We start from the raw sequence: 15,778 nt of genomic DNA on the forward strand, positions 1-15,778 counted from the left end.
GAGTGATATGCGGGAGACAGACGGCGGGTGCTAAGGTCCGTCGTCAAAAGGGAAACAGCCCTGACCTACAGCTAAGGCCCCCAAATCGTATCTAAGTGGGAAAGCATGTGGGACTTCCAAAACAACCAGGAGGTTGGCTTAGAAGCAGCCATCCTTTAAAGAAAGCGTAACAGCTCACTGGTCTAAACAAGAGGTCCTGCGGCGAAGATGTAACGGGGCTCAAGATACGTGCCGAAGCTTAGGGTGTGCCATTTATATGGTACGCGGTAGCGGAGCGTTCCGTAAGCCTGTGAAGCGATCTGGTAATGGGTCGTGGAGGTATCGGAAGTGCGAATGCAGACATGAGTAGCGATAAAGAGGGTGAGATGCCCTCTCGCCGAAAGACCAAGGGTTCCTGCGCAAGGCTAATCCGCGCAGGGTGAGCCGGCCCCTAAGACGAGCCCGAAGGGGGTAGTCGATGGGAACCACGTTAATATTCGTGGGCCTGGTGGTGTGTGACGGATCATGTGTGTTGTCATCCCTTATCGGATTGGGATGGCTTCGAAATGGTTCCAGGAAATAGCCCCACCGTATAGACCGTACCCGAAACCGACACAGGTGGTCAGGTAGAGTATACCAAGGCGCTTGAGAGAAGTGTCCTGAAGGAACTCGGCAAATTGCCTCCGTACCTTCGGAAGAAGGAGGCCCTCACTATGCGCAAGCACTTTGAGGGGGCACAGGCCAGGGGGTAGCGACTGTTTAGCAAAAACACAGGGCTCTGCTAAGTCGGCTTCAAGACGACGTATAGGGCCTGACGCCTGCCCGGTGCCTGAAGGTTAAGTGGAGGGGTGCAAGCTCTGAAATGAAGCCCAGGTAAACGGCGGCCGTAACTATAACGGTCCTAAGGTAGCGAAATTCCTTGTCGGGTAAGTTCCGACCTGCACGAATGGCGTAACGACTTCCCCACTGTCTCCAGGACATGCTCAGCGAAATTGAATTCTCCGTGAAGATGCGGAGTACCCGCGGTTAGACGGAAAGACCCCGTGCACCTTTACTGCAGCTTCAGAGTGGCATTAGGAAGAAACTGTGTAGCATAGGTGGGAGGCTTTGAAGCATCGGCGCCAGCTGATGTGGAGCCATAGGTGAAATACCACCCTGTTTGTTTCTGATGTCTAACCTCGTTTCGTAAGCCGGAACAGGGACCCTCTGTGGCGGGTAGTTTGACTGGGGCGGTCGCCTCCTAAAGAGTAACGGAGGCGCGCAATGGTGGGCTCAGGACGGTCGGAAACCGTCTGTTAGAGTGCAATGGCATAAGCCCGCCTGACTGCGAGACTGACAAGTCGAGCAGAGACGAAAGTCGGTCATAGTGATCCGGTGGTCCCTCGTGGAAGGGCCATCGCTCAACGGATAAAAGGTACGCCGGGGATAACAGGCTGATAACCCCCAAGAGCTCATATCGACGGGGTTGTTTGGCACCTCGATGTCGGCTCATCACATCCTGGGGCTGGAGCAGGTCCCAAGGGTTTGGCTGTTCGCCAATTAAAGTGGTACGTGAGCTGGGTTCAGAACGTCGCGAGACAGTTTGGTCCCTATCTGCCGTGGGCGTCGAAATTTGAGAGGAGTTGACCCTAGTACGAGAGGACCGGGTTGAACATACCTCTGGTGTACCAGTCGTTCCGCCAGGAGCGCAGCTGGGTAGCTATGTATGGACGGGATAACCGCTGAAAGCATCTAAGCGGGAAGCCTCCCTCGAGATAAGATTTCATAGAGCCGTCGGAGACCACGACGTTGATAGATCGGATGTAGAAGTGCGGTAACGCATGGAGCTAACCGATACTAATTGCTCTATTCGCGCTTGAGAGTCTCACACCATCAATGACAACACTGGGTCACCAGCTAGCCATCAGATGCGTGCGGATGATTACCCAAGTCGAACGCCAGATTGCCAATCCCCTCGCCGTCGAGGGATTGGTTCAAATACACCAGCACTCGGTGTTCCGAGAGGCTGGCAACCAAAACGTGCACGGTATCGATTTTAAAACCCCACCAAGGCGAAAGCCAAAGTGGGGTACCCAAGCATTCCCCAACGTATCGTCGCACCGGCTCCATTGCCTGGTGGCTATAGCGTCGGTGTCCCACCCGATCCCATTCCGAACTCGGCCGTGAAACCCGCCTGCGCCAATGGTACTATCGCTCAAGCGATGGAAGAGTAGGTCGTCGCCAGGCATTGAAGCCCGTGCGACGATACGAACAAGGAACGCTCAAAACCCATTCACCATGTCTCATACCCCCTTCGCTAACGCGAATGTCGCGGGGTGGAGCAGCCCGGTAGCTCGTCAGGCTCATAACCTGAAGGTCACAGGTTCAAATCCTGTCCCCGCAACCAACCCCTCACATACCACAACCGCCGCCCTCACGGGCGGCGTTGTCGTTCACGGCAAACGCCAGCAAATCCGACACCTTCGCCACCACCCGGCCTCGGGACCATGTTTGCCATGCGGGTAGATCGTCACACTCTCGATCAGCGTCGCAAGCACTGCCGTCGCCTCGGAACGGATAGTGACACCGTTCGGCGACGTCCGGAGCGCGGTCACCTTCTCGCTGAAGCGCTGCAGCAGGACCGGATGCGGCAGGATATCCGCGGGTTTGCGCGCCGCTGCGCCGACAGCCGCGCGAGTTCAGCTTCGCGGTGCGAGATCATGTCCATCAGGATGGGACTGACAAGGCCGCCCAGAAGATTTTGCGTGAGGTTGGAAAGCTCCACCTCGAGTTGTTGACGCCGGACCTGCCCGGCTTCGTCCGCGTGGCTGTCCAGTCTGACCAACCGCGCTGCCTCTCGCTGAAACTCCTCGACGAAGATCCGCGCGTGTTCCTCCGAAAGGAGATGGCTTTGCAGGATGGCGAGGGTCGCCGTCTCGATGGGTTCCTTACGAACGGAAATCGTGTTCGTGCAGGTGCCACGTTCCTTCTGGCCGGCACACCGATAATAGTCCTTGCCGCTTATCGTGTAGCTCGACCCGCAAATCGAACATCGGATGAGGCGCGATAGCAGATGCTTCGCGCGCGGCTTGCCCGCCTGCGACGCTGAACTCGGCTGGCGCCGGCGTCGGGTCATTTCCGTCGTGCCAGCCCCGCGCTGCCGGCAGTTTACGCCCATAGCGGCGCTCGTCTCGCGTGGCATGATTGCATCAAAGCCGCTACAAATAGCTGGCAGGCGAGGCGGGGAAGGCGTGTTTTGCGGGGTCACAGGTCGGGGGCCGGTACCCCGTCCAGGGAGCCCGTCATGATCGATGGTTGCGCGCTTCGTCCTCACCCCTGACGTGCCGAAGGTGGCGACCTGTCACGGAGGCGAAGGAGGCGCGGGGATCGGGCATCGCCGGGCGCAAGAGCGGCGACGTTTCGGTGTCAGCCGCCACCGTGTCATTGCCGCTCAGCGTCAGAGGCGAAGGGCGCGCGGGGATCGCGGCATCGGCGGGCGCAAGAGCCGGCGATGTTTCGGTGTCGGCCGCAACCGTGTCATTGCCGCCCAGCGTCGCGATCGCGGCCGGCGGGCTCACCACAATGGGTACGTCGATGGTTCGCACCACCGGTGGCGGAGCCGGCTGATAATAGTCGCGCCATGCGCCATAGGCCGCGTAGAATTCAACGAACGGGCGGTCGAGCGGTAGCAGAGCCGTTCGGGCGAAGGCCGGTAGATCGTCATCGGCGACCTGACCGACCTGCGCGATCTCCACGCGTGCCACCGCGCGAAAGGCCGCCCGCATCGCCGGCTGCGCGTAGAAATTGTAGATGCGCGTCTGATTGTCATCATAGACACGCTGCCACTCCCACCAATCGGGCGCCTGCCATTCCCGAATGTAGGCTTGGTAGTAGCGACCGATCACGGCGGCATGCGTCTCGATCCACGCATTATAAGGCTCGACTACCCCGCCACCTGCCCGGTCGCAGCCGAGCGCGGCGAGGTTCAATGCGTCGCGCAGATGCCAAACGGCGGCCTGATCGGTATTGTCGAAATTGGGCGTGAAATCGGTGCCGTCGGCGCGCTTGGTCGGACTCTTCATGCCGATATAGCCACCTCCCGGCATCGGCGGGGGGGGGGGGCGGAGTTAGCGTCGCGACAACCGGTGGCGGCTGCACGGGAGCGGGCGGCGTGGCGCAGCCGGACATGGCGAGAGCCAGTCCGCCTATGGTTAGACTCATTCACAGCCAGAACGCGATGGCGGTTGCGATTGCCACGGCTGAGAGGAAGTTGACGGCGAGCTTGTCATAGCGAGTTGCGACGCGGCGAAAATCTTTGAGGCGGCAGAAGGCATTCTCCACGAGGTGGCGAGCGCGGTATCGCTCGTTGTCGTAGCGGACGGCTCGTTTTCGGTTGCAGCGTCCCGGAATGACGGGCGTGGCACCTACCTCACGGAGCGCGCGGCGGAGGCGATCGGCGTCGTATCCCCCATCGACAAGCTCAGGACAGGTTTGTCGCCAAGCAGGTATCGCATACGCCCGGCGCGTTTGAGCAGAGCGGGAGCAGCCTTGATGTCGCTGACGTTGCCCGGCGTCAGCATCAAGGCATGGGGACGGCCGACGACATCGGTGAGCGCATGGATTTTGGTGGTCCAGCCGCCACGCGATCGTCCAACCGCTTGCGTCGAGCGCCCTCCTTCGACACGCTCAGGGCAGGCTCTTTTGCGCCAAATGCCGCACGCTGGATCTTGATGTACGTGCTGTCGATCGCGGTGCTCTTGGTCACCACGCCTGCGTCGACCAGCGCCGCGAGCAATTGCAGCCAGAACCCTCGTTGCGACCAGCGGTTGAAGCGCCCTTCGACAGGCTCAGGACAGGATTGTAGATCGTCGTCGGCGGGCCATAGTCTGCCGGGCAGTCGCACCAACGACAGCCGACCTTCAACACGTGGACGATACCCGAGATCATCCGCCGATCATCCACCCGACGGGCACCAGGCTGGTTCTTTGGCAGGTGCGGCTCGATTGCTGACGTTCGCAACAATTGGGCTCGTTGTGTATGCAGATGGCATGGAACCGGACAGATATCGAGGATCAGACCCTCTATCGTGGGGCCTTGAGATCGGCTGTGGCGTCGTGCTGTTCCTGTTCCTCGGGGCCTACTGGACGGTGTTGTCGGGCTTCGCGGTTGCTCCAAAAGCACGTTGGATTGCTGGCATGGCGATCATCGCGCTAGCTGCTGGCCTACTCGCTAAAGGGGTTTCGGCTCTCACTCGAAAGCTAAGGCCTCGCTGCTGATCGAGGCACCCACGTATACCCGTACGCGCTGCAGTTGCGTTCTGGCGACGTCCGCTTTCCTCTCCTTTTAAGCCGTCCAGGCAACTGATCGGCCGCTGAGCGGTGCCGTCCAGCCCGATGAACGAATGGCTGAAGTTGGGAGGCGGGGAAGGGCACCTGAACGTCTGCTCATGGGTCCCCGCGGTCGGGATCAGCCGAAAGCCTTTCGACCCATTCCGGCCATTCGGTAGATCGGCGAGGCATCCCCAAACGGTCAACGCGTTTTGGGGGGAGATCAGGATGTAACCCGCATTCTCTAAACGACTAACCCGCTGCAAAGCGAGAAACCTCAACGAGCCGCTGATGCGCTTCCCGAAAGCTGCGGCCGGTCATCAGGTCATCCATCTGCGTGGCGAGATGCGTCCGTCCGTTCTGGAGCGCCCAGCGGCGCAGTCCCCACATGCCGGCCCACCCAACTACCCCGCTCACTAGGGTCGTGATGAGCCACGCACTGATGCCGATCGGAGCCAGCATGTCCGTGCCCCACAGCAGCCGGACGGACACGGCCGTGAATGGGGAGCCACAGCACCCACCAACTCGCGCCGACCATCCAGCCGGATACCAGCTTGATCCGGTGCAGCCGGGCCATATGCCCTTCGGTTTCAACGATGGGAGCGGCTACATCAACCCGCACGGCATGGGTGAGACCGGCTACTCCAAGAGCGATCATGGCTGCCCCGAAGAAATTGATGAGCAGCCCGTTGGCGAAGAGCAGTCCGGGTCGCGCCAGTAGGTCGCTCCACACCATTCCTCCCGCAAGGGCGATGATGATGCCGGCACTGATCTGGACGATCTGCCATTTGGTGAGAGCGCCGACGCTGTGCCTCGCCTTGCGCACAGCGAGCGTGCTCGGCAGGATCATTTCGCTGTTGTGGTCCTCAAGCGCCGCCATTGCAGCCTTCAGCGTGTCGGCATTCATTAGCCTATTCAGGGCCGGTACTTGCCGGTCCGCGGGTACACCCTTGCCCTTGGGAGCGTCGACGACGGTATCGGAAGTAGTGCGCCATCAAGGGGCCTTCGATCATGACATAGGCAAGTAGCCCCGTCGCCATCCCAGCTGCGAAATGAAGGGAGATAGCCAGTGTCGCGGAGAGGTGAAGGTTGGCCGCAATCATTGCTGTCACCGACATGGCGAGCGCATGCCAAAGATAGATGGAATAGCTCGCATCTCCAAGAAGCCGGAGCGCAGGCACATCGGTGATACCTGCGGGACGCCGTTCATAGGCAAGCATGGCGGCAACAGCGGAGAGCGCGGGCAAGCCATAACGCGCCGCCTTCGGCCATTCCAACGGCAGAGCCCGCGCGAGTACGAACAGTGCCAAGGTCGCCACGACGAAGATTGGTCCGGCAACCGCGCGCGCGAACATCGCGTTCCGCCAGCACTGCGCCAGCCACATGCCGCCGAGAAATTCAACGATATGGGGATCCGTATAGAAATGTAGCAGGACGTGATCGCTATCGATCAGAGGATGCAGGAGCGCGAGCGCAAGCAGCACGATCGTCAGCGCCGCGAGCTGTATCTGGCGTCGCAGCCAGAGTGCGGCGCCGAACAGCAGGTAGAACCCTGCTTCGTAGTTAAGTGTCCAACCCGGAACGAGCAGAGGCCAGACCTGACCATTGCTAGGTGAGACCGTCGGCACGAATGCGTAAGACGTGACGATATGGGCAATCGTGAGCCGGACGGCCGGGAAGAGCCCGGCGATCGCGCCGGCGAGCATGACGGACGTCACGATCCAGTAGCTCGGCACGATTCGCCTAGCGCGATCGGCGAGAAAGCGGCCCGGACGGCTCGTCGCGTCCGTGATCGCCCACATCAGGAAACCGCTAAGCACGAAGAAGAGGTCGACGCCTGCTTCACCGGCGACGAACGAAAGTCCCGCCCGGTCGGCCGCGTGATACGCTACGACACTGCACGCGGCGAGCGCACGCAGATATTGGAGACCGAACAAACGCTTCATTGCGGCGCAGCATAGGCTATCGTTGGTACGGCGTGACGCCCTCAAAGGATCGGTGCGTCGCGTGGTTCGGCTCCGGTGAGCGGAAAAAGCCAGGAATTCTGCGGTGAGCTCGAATGCAGCACGGTGCTTCCCGATCCTGTCGCCGGCACGCCTGCGTGGGGAATCGTGGTGCGGTGCGACAGTGCCAAGACAGATGTGCCTGATTGCGCTCACCGACGATTGAGACGGGAACACACGTGCACATCGTCTACTACATGCCGTCGGCAATTTTGGCGATGATCTGAACGAACTGATCTAGCCGAGAGTGCCGCCAGACAATGTGCGGGCAGCGCCGATACCGTGCTAATCGGCATCGGCAGCCTGCTGGACGAGGCCCGTTTCCGCGATGTTAAAACCGCCGACAAGCGGGTGTACGTTCTGGCTCGGGCGCCGCCTATGGTCGACTGCCCGACGATTACGCCCGCTGGACCTCTTGCGCAGTACGCGGCCCGCTGACCGCCAGCGTGGTCGGGCGTCCCGAAGCGTCCGTGACCGACCGCGCGGCCCTGCTGGCCAGATTGCCTGATCTCGTTCCGCGGTCCGCCCCAGCCGGACGAGATCCTGCTCATGCCCCATCACCGGACGTAGGTGAACAGTCGCTGGCAGGCCGCCGCCGAGCAGGCCGGCATGACCTTCGTCGATCCGCAATGGAAGCCTGGTCGCATCCTCGCCTGCTATGGCCGTGTCAAGCTGATCGTCACCGAGGCGATGCCCCGCGCGAGTCGTAGCCGACACACTGGGACCGGCGAGAGGATGTTCGAAAACATGGGTGATCGCGGGAGCGGTACCTTAATCTGTCACGAGATGGATGCTGGTGGCTGTTCCCCGATAAGATAGAAGAACGGGCCGAGTGGTGGGCAGCGACGACGAGCTGATCACGGCGACCGTCGATCTGGCGAGGCCAGACGTCGGCGCTCAGGCGGGCGGGCTCATCCATGCCGCGATCAGTGCCTCCGCGTTCGCGGGGGCGACGTGACCGTTAGATAACGCGATAACACAATTAAGGTCGGGCTTGTCTTCAGCCGAAATAAACCAGCATCAGAGCTGAACAAACGGCCAGTTTTGGACCGCTGCTAAGGAAGCATGAGCGACCGCAATTGGGTCCGTGTAGCGAGACGCAGCGTCTTCGATGCTATCCCTCATTGACGGCGTCCCGCATCTAAGACCATCGGGTGGCCCATGACCAAGAGCAAGGGACGCACCGGCGCGCACGCGCGCGCCAATATTCAACCTGCACCAACAGCTGCCGAGCTTGAGGCAGCTAAGCGAGAGGCTGCGCAGATAGAAGGGCGGCTTGCCAGCCTGGCGTCGGGGCATCCATCGGTGAAGATATGGAAGGCCCGCCTTCGTTCAGCCCAAGCAGTGATCGCCCGCGCTCCGCGCGACTGAAAGACGAGCGGCTTGGCCATTGCGACTGTCCACCTGCGGTAAGTGGGCGCGACGGCGCCGCTGCCCGTATCAACTGCTTGCACTCGCCTGCCGAGCCAGCGAGGATCGGGTATCAGCACCGGGAGCGTCCTCTATGCGTCGTCGAACTTTCCTTGCCGCCTTGCCGGGGGCCGTAGTGTTGCCGCGCATTGGCATGGCCCAGGATGATCGACCCGCGCGCGGGGTCGCAGGAAAGCAGGGTGTCCCGGGACCGGGACAGGGCGGTGCGCCTCAGCCGGCGACCGCCGCGCTTCCGCCGCGCTGGATCGTCGGCGAGGACCGCTTCCGTCGCCCCGACGTAGCAGCGGGGGATCGCCCGGTCGGCGCGAGTTTCGCCTCGCGGACCGCCGCATACGGCCTCAACGGCGCTGCCGGTACCGCACATCCGCTGGCGACGCAGGCCGGGATCGACATCCTGCGCCGAGGTGGATCGGCGGTCGATGCAGCGATCGCGATCAATGCGTGCCTGGGTTTCTTGGAGCCGACATCGAGTGGCATCGGCGGCGACGCCTACGCGATGATCTGGGATCCGAAGCAGCGCAAGGTCGTCGGGCTGGCCGGATCAGGCGCGTCACCGCGTGGCCTGAGTCTGGAAACGGTGCGGTCCCGGGCACGCGGCGGTGCCCTGCCGCCGCTGGGCGCCGTTTCCGTGTCGGTGCCTGGTGCGGTGGACGCCTGGTGGACGATGCACCAACGCTATGGCCGACTGCCTTGGGCGCAGCTCTTCGAGCCCGCGATCGCGCACGCCGAGGCGGGCGCGCCGGTGCCGGACATCATCGCCTATTACATCCGCCGCAGCATGGCGGCATTTCGTCGGCCGGGTAACGGCATCGAGGAGACTGCGAACGCCTTCCGGACCTATGGCCTCGCGGACGGCAGAGGCCCCGCGATCGGGCAGGTGTTCCGCAATCCCGATCTCGCGCGTACCTATCGCGCGATCGCAGCGGGCGGGCGTGACGCGTTCTACACCGGCGAGATCGCCCGTGTCGTCGATCGCTACTTCAAGCGGATCGGCGGCTGGCTGCGCTTCGAGGATCTGGCCGCGCATCGGTCGGAATGGATCGAACCGCACCAGACGGGCTATCGCGGCGTGGAGGTGCATGCCCTCGGCGCCAACACGCAGGGCATCGCGACGCTGCAGATGCTGAACATCCTGGAGACGTTCGATCTCGGTGACGCAGGCTTTCAGTCGCCGCTGTCGATCCATTTGCAGGCGGAAGCCAAGCGGCTCGCCTATGAGGACCGCGCGCGCTTCTACGCCGACCCGCATTTCAGCAAGGTGCCGGTCGAGTGGCTGATCTCCAAGGAATACGCCCGCCAGCGCGCGAAGCTGATCCGCCCTGACCGGATCCTTGATCCCCTCCATCCCGGCCAGGCGCCCAGCCACGGCGACACCACCTATTTCAGCTGCGCCGACAAGGACGGCATGATGGTGTCGATGATCCAGTCGAATTTCCGCGGCATGGGATCGGGGCTGGTCGCCGATGGTCTCGGCTTCATGTTCCAGGATCGCGGGCAGCTTTTCAGCCTTCGGGATGGCCACCCCAACATATACGCGCCCGGCAAGCGGCCATTCCAGACGATCATCCCCGGGTTCGCCACGCGTGGGAGCGATCCCTGGATGAGCTTCGGTGTGATGGGCGGCGACATGCAACCGCAGGGGCAGACGCAGATCATCGTCAACCGCGTCGACTACGGGCTCGAGGTCCAGTCGGCGGGCGATGCGCCCCGCTGGCACCACGAGGGCTCGTCGCAATCGATGGGGGAAGACGGTGCCGGGCTGGGGGCGCGTGGATTGCTGCGGCTGGAATCGGGTGTGCCTGCCGTCACGAAGCAGCGGCTGGCCGAGATCGGCTGGACGATCGGCGAGCCTGATGGTGGCTTTGGCCGCTACGAATGCGTCGAGCATCGCATGGACGGTGCAACTCGCGTGTATGCCGCGGCAAGCGAGATGCGCGCCGACGGCTGCGCTTTGGCATATTGAGAGGATGACGATGCGCCACCTGATCCTTGCCGCTCTGGCTGCCGTGGCAACGCCCGCGGGCGCTGCGACCTACGAATTGAAGGCGACGCCGCAGACGGTCGCCTGGGGGCATTACGATGCGACCGACAAGCCGGTGCTGACGATCCGCTCAGGCGACACTGTGGTGATTCATACGTTGCTGACCAACAGTCCGGCGGGTCTGGAAAAGGCCGGTGTCGCGCCCGCGCAGATCGAACCTGCGCTTCGTGCCGTCTATGACGGCGTACCGGCGAGCGCACGGGGGCCCGGCGGCCATATCCTGACCGGACCCATTGCGATCTTCGGAGCGGAACCCGGCGATATGCTGGAAGTGCGCATCCGCAAGGTCGATCTGGCGATACCCTATGCCTATAACGCGTTCCGGTACGGGGCGGGGTTCCTGACCGACGATTTCCCCTATGCGCGGATGAAGATCGTCCCGCTCGATGCCAAGCGCATGGTCGGCTTGTTCGCGCCCGGCGTCGAAGTGCCGCTGGCGCCGTTCTTCGGCAGCATGGGTGTTGCGCCGCCACCTGCGTTCGGCCGCTACGACAGCGCGCCACCGACGATCAACGGCGGCAACATGGACGACAAGGCGCTCGTCGCGGGGACGACATTGTTCCTGCCCGTCTTTGCCCCCGGCGCGTTGTTCCAAGCCGGCGACGGTCATGCCGCGCAGGGCAATGGCGAGGTCGATATCACAGCGCTGGAGACCTCGTTGACCGGCACGTTCGAGTTCGTACTGCACAAAAAGGCGGCGATCACCTATCCGCGGGCCGAGACGCCCAAGGCCTATATCGCGATGGGCTTTGACGACGATCTCAGCCATGCGACACGCAAGGCGCTGCGCAACATGATCGATTTCCTTGTCGCGGAGAAAGGTATGACGCGCGACGATGCCTACATGCTGATCAGCGTCGCAGGCGATGTCGAGATCACCGAACTCGTCGACCGCAACAAGGGCGTCCACGTCGTCTTGCCCAAGGCGCTGTTCACGAGGCGCTAGCATTCACGGCTTGCAGTTGTCCGTGAAACCGCGGGCCACGAGAGAGACCTACCGCTGGACCGGAACGATCGATGCTAATTCAGCTTGAGAAACGACCTCGATTTATCCTGCTCGAGGGGCGCACGCCGATCCAGCGTCTGACCAAGTTGGAACAGGCGCTCGGATGCGGGGGCTGGACATCCGGTTGTGGGGCAACCCGCGACCGTTAGCCGCCAAAGGGCGCTGCCATCTCACCCGCGAAGCGCCCGACCAAGCTCTTACAGCGCCCGCTAACTGGCCGGCTTGATTTGAGGAATCACACCGGCAGCTTGTTGCCGTTCGATTGCTCGGATCAGGGCGTCAACCGGGTCGCGATCCTCGTGGAAACCGGCAAGGCGGATTTTGGTCATGTCGGAGATCACATCGGCCTCGGTGCCGAAGATGAAGTCTCCAAAGCTCCACCCCACTGCCTTCGTGAAATCGGTCTGGAGTAAGCCCGCGCATATCTGCCGCCATACGGGCTCGAGGGCAGGCATATGGGTAGCGAGTGCGAACGGGATAGGCTCGCCAGTCTCGATACCGAAATGCCGGGCAACCTTTTCCCACATGCGCCGCCAGCGGAACGGCGGGTGAACGTAGTTGAACGCCTGGTCCGCCGCTTCACTGGCAGTAGCGGCCCACAGGCTCGCGCGCGCCAGCGCATGTGCATCCGTCACCTGAACTAAACAGTCATCGTAGGTCATACGGGAGCCCGGGAAACGGAACGCTGCCCCGTCCGCGGCTGACAATGCGGCGTAGGTGCCGATCACCGTCGCGATATTCATGGCATTGCCGGCTGCGTCACCAACGACAACGTCCGGTCGCAGGATCGACCATTCCGGTCCACCCGCGGCGCGACGCCGTTGTAGCTCGCGTTCCTGCGTAAAATAGAAGTTCGGCCCGATCGGTCGCGGGTTTTCGTCCTCATAGAATGGCGTCGTTACTGGTCCGAGGTGAACGCCGTAAACTTTTGCCCCCTGATAGAGCACCACTCTCTCGATCGGGGCGCTGGCCGCCTCCAAACCGTCGAGCAGGTTGCGGAGCATGGCCGAGTTGCGCTCGTCCTCCTCCGCCAGGCCGCCGCCCGGGCCATAGGCCGCATAAAAAACGTGGGTGACATTGCCCACGTTCGCCAGTGCAGTTCGGCTTGCCTCAGCGTCGCTAAGATCGGCAACAACATCACCATGACGACGCGACAGGGCTACCCCATGCCAGCCTTCCGTTCCGGCGATCTCTTCGAGCAGAGCCTTGCCGATGATGCCGCCTGAACCGGCGACGAGTGCAACGTTGGTCAAAAACCTGCTCCAGGATCATTGCGGGGAGCCTAACGGAACGATCCGCTCCGCCAAACTATCCAACCAATCGGTTCTGGCGGTAACGTACTCAAGGCGATGTGATGCCAGCCGCAGCACCTTGACGAACGAACGACCGGAACTGAGAGAACGGACGGTTGTCACCACTGACCGCTTTTGGGTCGAGCCTTCCAACGCGCGAAGAGCACAGCTTCCGAATAGGCCAAACATATCTTGGCCGCGGCTTTGCCGCGATAGGTAATGCGGTGCTTCGCCCGCTACATGGGCAGCAGACCCGCATCCTGATAGTTTGCGATAATTTGGTCAAACAGCGATAAATCAGCGCGGCTCCTTGCCATAAGCTGCGCGCCTGAGACTGCTGCGAAGATGGCGCGCCCGCGTGGCTTAGCGTGACCGGCGTCCACCAACTTTGCTTCGGTCAGGCGGTCGGCGAGCCATGCGACATTTACATCTGAAAATGCTTGGATCTCGATCCTGATCGGCTGGGGCAGCTCGTCATATTCAGCCGCCATGAAGCTTGCGAGGCACATGCGGTTGTCGTTCGTCAGCGCCGTACGGAACGTTTCGGGATAGCGTTTCAGGCAGACGAAGGGATCGCCGGTCTCAACGGCAAGGGCCTCCAAGGCGTCGGCATTGTCCTCGCGATAGCGCTTGGCGACCGCGGCGCCGAGATCAGCCTTGCTCGGAAAATGATAATAGATGCTCGCGGCTTTGATCCCGACGGCGTCTGCGAGGTCGCGGAAATTCAGCCCACCATAGCCTCGGGCCTGGGCGACGAGGCGTGCTGCGGTCAAGATCGCGTCTTTGGAATTGGATCTCATCTCTTCGCCTCACCGGTGCGTCTACCATCTGACAGGTAGTCGTTGACGATGCCAGAGGGGAGAAATAGATGCTTTATGCCTACCATCTGGCAGGTAGAATGTGGAGATGACTATGTTGATGATCTATGATTGGTACAATGGGCCCTATCCCTCGCGCGTGCGCATCGCTGTCGCCGAACTCGGACTTACGTCGCACGTCAATTTCACTTCGGTTGACCTTTGGACGGGTGAGCACAAACGCCCCGAGTTTCTCGCGAAGAATTATTCGGGCACGCTGCCCGTCCTCCAAATCGAGGACGGCACGTATCTCGCCGAATGCACCGCGATGACGCAGTATCTGGATGCTCTTGGTGATGCCCCGCGGCTGACTGGCACGACAGCGCGCGACCAGGGCATGATCCACATGATGAACAAGCGCGCCGAGATCGAATTTCTCGATGCGATCAGCGTCTATTTCCATCATGCCACGGCAGGTCTGGGACCCGACGTCGAGCTCTATCAGAATGCGGAGTGGGGCGTGCGCATGCGCGACAAGGCACTACGCGGCGCGCGTTATTTCGACGGGGTCCTGAAGGATCAGCCGTATGTCGCGGGGAACGCCTTCTCGATGGCAGACATCACGGTGATTGCCGGATTCGTCTTCGCAAAGATCGTTGGGCTGCAGATCCCGACCGAGCTTGATAGCCTTCATGCCTGGCATGCCCGGATGCTGGAACGCTCAAGCGTACAACACTGGGAGGGGATGCATTTACTCAGCGAAGCAGCAGACCTATCGCGGCCGGCGGTCTAACAAGCATAGCGGGGAGTGACCCACGCAGTATCAGCGGGCCGCCAGCACACCTCATGCAGCCCTCATCTTCGTGCTCTGTTGCGGTTCTCGCGGCAGCCTCCGCGAGCCCGACTATCCGTTTCACGCGACCGCCCATGCTCCCCATATGATGATTTCACGTGCACTTTCGAGAGCGCGCCGTCTCGGGAGCTCTCGGGGATGTGCTGATGGGACGCTCACGTAGCGGAACAATCGATCGTTACATCCGCTGGCCCATATTCGAGGGTTCAAGATGTCCGATCGCTTTACCGTCCTGCTTCAATATGCCCTGCCAAAACAGCGCCTGACCCTTCTAGCTGGTCGTATCGCCAGAGCGCGGGGCGGTGCGATGACCACCAGGCTGATCCGCTGGTTCGTCGCCAGATACGGGGTGGATATGAGCGAAGCTGAAAATCCGGACATCGCCAGCTATGCCAGCTTCAATGACTTCTTCTCGCGGCCTCTGAAGAAGGGCATTCGCCCATTATCGCATGCTGACTTCGTCTGCCCGGTAGATGGCGCGATCAGCCAAGTCGGTGCAATCGACGATCATCACATCATGCAGGCCAAGGGACACCGGTTCACCACGACCGAACTGATCGGCGGCGACGGCACATTGGCAGCGGAGTTCCGTCATGGCAGTTTTGCGAACCTTTATCTGTCGACGCGTGACTATCACCGTATCCACATGCCGTGCGCCGGCAGATTGACCAGTATGAGCTACATTCCAGGCAGCCTTTTTTCAGTGAACGCTGTCACTGCACGCGGCGTGCCCAATCTGTTCGCGCGAAATGAACGTCTCGTGTGCGTATTCGAGAGTTCGGAGCACGGCACATTCGTGATGGTGCTAGTCGGAGCCACCATCGTCGGAAGCATAGCTACCGCTTGGCACGGCGCCGTCAATTTGAAGCGTACCGGCACGCCGACGGAATGGCGCTATGCCGATCAAGAAATTGCTCTCGAACAGGGCGAGGAAATGGGACGCTTCCTGCTTGGCTCGACGATCGTGATGCTATTCCGGCAGGGAACAATCGAATTTGATGAAAGCTGGATGCCAGCGCGGCCGGTGCGGCTCGGCGAACGCATGGGCGATCACCCGGTTTGATCCCGCT

11 protein-coding genes, 1 tRNA gene, 2 rRNA genes and 1 pseudogene (1 of these 15 running past the window's edge) are annotated in these 15,778 nt (G+C 61.6%); 8 read left to right on the top strand and 7 right to left on the bottom strand.

Features of this window, described 5'->3' with window-relative positions:
* The 3 genes from AC1MLZ_RS13125 to AC1MLZ_RS13135 all read left to right on the top strand — a co-directional run.
* Positions 1-1,839 (top strand): 23S ribosomal RNA (locus AC1MLZ_RS13125) (it extends 957 nt beyond the left edge of the window).
* A gap of 251 nt (positions 1,840-2,090) precedes the next feature.
* Positions 2,091-2,205, top strand: a 5S ribosomal RNA gene (rrf, locus tag AC1MLZ_RS13130).
* 83 nt (positions 2,206-2,288) lie between these two features.
* Positions 2,289-2,365 (top strand) — tRNA-Met (locus tag AC1MLZ_RS13135).
* 204 nt (positions 2,366-2,569) lie between these two features.
* On the opposite strand, the gene AC1MLZ_RS13140 is transcribed toward AC1MLZ_RS13135, so the two are convergent.
* The 5 genes and pseudogenes from AC1MLZ_RS13140 to AC1MLZ_RS13160 form a co-directional block, all read right to left on the bottom strand.
* Complete coding sequence (locus AC1MLZ_RS13140) at positions 2,570-3,160, bottom strand: recombinase zinc beta ribbon domain-containing protein (RefSeq protein ID WP_480958854.1); 591 nt, start codon at positions 3,158-3,160, stop codon at positions 2,570-2,572.
* A gap of 100 nt (positions 3,161-3,260) precedes the next feature.
* Positions 3,261-4,040 carry a hypothetical protein gene (locus AC1MLZ_RS13145; RefSeq protein WP_480958855.1) on the bottom strand — a complete coding sequence of 260 codons (780 nt, stop codon included), beginning with the start codon at positions 4,038-4,040 and terminating at the stop codon, positions 3,261-3,263.
* Positions 4,041-4,179: 139 nt separating this feature from the next.
* Positions 4,180-5,001: pseudogene (locus AC1MLZ_RS13150) on the bottom strand (IS5 family transposase).
* Positions 5,002-5,610: 609 nt separating this feature from the next.
* Positions 5,611-6,192, bottom strand: a complete 582-nt coding sequence (locus AC1MLZ_RS13155; protein WP_480958856.1) for a hypothetical protein — start codon at positions 6,190-6,192, stop codon at positions 5,611-5,613.
* A gap of 4 nt (positions 6,193-6,196) precedes the next feature.
* Positions 6,197-7,231 (bottom strand): acyltransferase family protein, encoded by a 1,035-nt coding sequence (locus AC1MLZ_RS13160; RefSeq protein ID WP_480958857.1) that lies wholly within the window; start codon positions 7,229-7,231, stop codon positions 6,197-6,199.
* A 1,218-nt stretch (positions 7,232-8,449) separates the two neighbouring features.
* Here AC1MLZ_RS13160 and AC1MLZ_RS13165 point away from each other — a divergent pair.
* The 3 genes from AC1MLZ_RS13165 to AC1MLZ_RS13175 all read left to right on the top strand — a co-directional run bounded on the left by AC1MLZ_RS13165 (position 8,450) and on the right by AC1MLZ_RS13175 (position 11,706).
* Positions 8,450-8,659, top strand: a complete 210-nt coding sequence (locus AC1MLZ_RS13165; protein WP_480958858.1) for a hypothetical protein — start codon at positions 8,450-8,452, stop codon at positions 8,657-8,659.
* Between the two features lie 133 nt (positions 8,660-8,792).
* Complete coding sequence (locus AC1MLZ_RS13170; RefSeq protein ID WP_480958859.1) at positions 8,793-10,682, top strand: gamma-glutamyltransferase family protein; 1,890 nt, start codon at positions 8,793-8,795, stop codon at positions 10,680-10,682.
* Between the two features lie 4 nt (positions 10,683-10,686).
* On the top strand, positions 10,687-11,706 hold the full coding sequence (locus tag AC1MLZ_RS13175) for an acetamidase/formamidase family protein (RefSeq protein ID WP_480958860.1): 1,020 nt from the start codon (positions 10,687-10,689) through the stop codon (positions 11,704-11,706).
* 269 nt (positions 11,707-11,975) lie between these two features.
* Here AC1MLZ_RS13175 and AC1MLZ_RS13180 read toward each other — a convergent pair whose 3' ends face one another.
* Both AC1MLZ_RS13180 and AC1MLZ_RS13185 read right to left on the bottom strand, forming a co-directional pair.
* Complete coding sequence (locus AC1MLZ_RS13180) at positions 11,976-13,019, bottom strand: NAD-dependent epimerase/dehydratase family protein (RefSeq protein WP_480958861.1); 1,044 nt, start codon at positions 13,017-13,019, stop codon at positions 11,976-11,978.
* Positions 13,020-13,294: 275 nt separating this feature from the next.
* Positions 13,295-13,831: a TetR/AcrR family transcriptional regulator gene (locus AC1MLZ_RS13185; RefSeq protein ID WP_480958862.1), complete on the bottom strand. Its 537-nt coding sequence runs from the start codon at positions 13,829-13,831 to the stop codon at positions 13,295-13,297.
* Between the two features lie 139 nt (positions 13,832-13,970).
* Here AC1MLZ_RS13185 and AC1MLZ_RS13190 point away from each other — a divergent pair, with 139 nt between their 5' ends.
* Together AC1MLZ_RS13190 and asd are read left to right on the top strand one after the other, a co-directional pair.
* Positions 13,971-14,648, top strand: a complete 678-nt coding sequence (locus tag AC1MLZ_RS13190; protein ID WP_480958863.1) for a glutathione S-transferase — start codon at positions 13,971-13,973, stop codon at positions 14,646-14,648.
* Between the two features lie 271 nt (positions 14,649-14,919).
* The gene (gene asd, locus AC1MLZ_RS13195) at positions 14,920-15,771 is read left to right on the top strand and encodes an archaetidylserine decarboxylase (protein ID WP_480958864.1); all 852 of its coding nucleotides are present in this window, start codon (positions 14,920-14,922) and stop codon (positions 15,769-15,771) included.
* The last annotated feature ends 7 nt before the right edge of the window (positions 15,772-15,778 follow it).

This window comes from Sphingomonas sp. PEI4, assembly GCF_056679955.1.